Raw genomic sequence first — 1622 nt, 5'->3', positions numbered from 1 at the left:
CAATTTCGCTTCCATTTCATACAACCTAACGGCATGTATCAAAATCTCAGCGTTGGATTTTACAAGTAAAATCCGCACTCACTCGTTGTTCAGTTTTCAAAGATCAAACACTTCTTTGTTCGTTAACTCAGCTCTTCGCTTCATCAACTCTTATATCATATCATGTCCGAACCAATCTTGCAAGCTTTTTTTTAAAATCTTTTTGTAACTCTCACTCACAATATTGTATTTCTTGGCCGGAATTAGAATATATCATACTGAATATTTAAATGCAAGCTTTTTTTCGAAATTGTTTTACGCCCCGAAATACCGCATCTCTCATTACAGTTGAAGTGCTAGATCTTATTTTTCTTTAATATTGATGATTTGATAAAGAAAGGATGGGTAAAAATGATATGAGAAAACCACACGTAAGCAGTTTTGTTTTATAAAAAATTAGCTGAGGATTCATTCATAGTATAGAGGAGTAGATTTAATAATGAAGCAACGTAGGCGAACATGGATAAGAATTGTGTTTTTTGTCATCTCTTGCTTACTGCTTGTCGTTATCTCTGGATTTGTGTATGAATGGATTGCTTCTAAACAGGATAAATCGCAATATCCTCCTTTGGGGAAAATGGTCGACGCCGGAGGCTATCGCCTCCATATTCGCAAGCTTGGTGCCGGCTCTCCGACAATACTGCTTGAATCGGGAAGCGGGGAAAGCAGCCTGTCCTGGAGAGATATTCCCGAAAAGCTGTCATCATTCGCCACCGTTGTATCCTATGACCGGGCAGGCTATGCCTGGAGCGAGGAGGCTGCTACTCCACGCACCGGGGAAAACATCGTTCGAGAGCTTCATGTCGCCTTAAAGAATGCAGACGTCCAAGCTCCTTATATCCTGGTAGGCCATTCCCTCGGGGGGATGTACTCAAGGCTGTACGCACAAACGCACAGAGATGAAGTGGCAGGGTTGGTCCTGGTGGATGCTAGGCCTGAGAATGACGCTCGCCGGACAAATGAGATCTATGCCAAGGAACAACCTAAGGTCAATCCCTCGCCGTTAGTGTCCATTCTTCTAGAAAAGTCGGGAGCTTTTCGTCTGTTCCCTAATTTTATGCTAGCTGGTCGTGTTGAGGCACAAGATAGGAAATCGTTTGTGAATATTGTAGCTTCCCCCAAATACTTTCGATCTGTTGCCGAGGAGGGGGATCGGGCGAGCACTACCGAAGATGCCATACGTGGGCAGCATCTGGGAAATCTCCCTGTGCGTGTGATTGCCCGGGGCATCCGGCAAAATTTGACTCAGTTCGGTATAAGTAAAAACGGGAATGATCAAATCGAAAACAGCTGGCAAATGGGGCAGCGTGAGATGCTCAATATCTCTACAAACAGCAAATTTATTGTTGCCAAGAAAAGCGATCATATGATTATCCATGATCAACCAGAGCTTGTCATTCAAGTCATTCGTGAGCTAATCTCCATTACCCATCGTCCTCAATTAACCGTTACTAAAACAAACACAGATGATTAGCAGCTTTATATGCTGATGTTTGCATAAAACACAAAAGACGCCCGGGTTTTTCCTATAAAAAGGAACCCGGGCGTCTTTGCTGCCCAACACTTATTATTGTTGATTGATC

General features: G+C 43.1%; 1 protein-coding gene. It reads left to right on the top strand.

Annotation, left to right across the window (positions count from 1 at the left end):
• Positions 1-478 precede the first annotated feature (478 nt).
• Positions 479-1513 (top strand): alpha/beta fold hydrolase, encoded by a 1035-nt coding sequence (locus GCU48_RS11210; RefSeq protein WP_152380057.1) that lies wholly within the window; start codon positions 479-481, stop codon positions 1511-1513.
• The last annotated feature ends 109 nt before the right edge of the window (positions 1514-1622 follow it).

The sequence above is a fragment of the Paenibacillus brasilensis genome, assembly GCF_009363115.1.
Lineage (GTDB): Bacteria > Bacillota > Bacilli > Paenibacillales > Paenibacillaceae > Paenibacillus > Paenibacillus brasilensis.
Note: the sequence above shows the minus strand (reverse complement) of the source record. Positions and strands in the feature narration are given on the sequence as shown.

Bases quoted from the DNA above. Each gene is read 5' to 3' on its own strand.
- GCU48_RS11210 (WP_152380057.1), top strand. From the start codon at position 479: ATGAAGCAACGTAGGCGAACATGGATAAGAATTGTGTTTTTTGTCATC.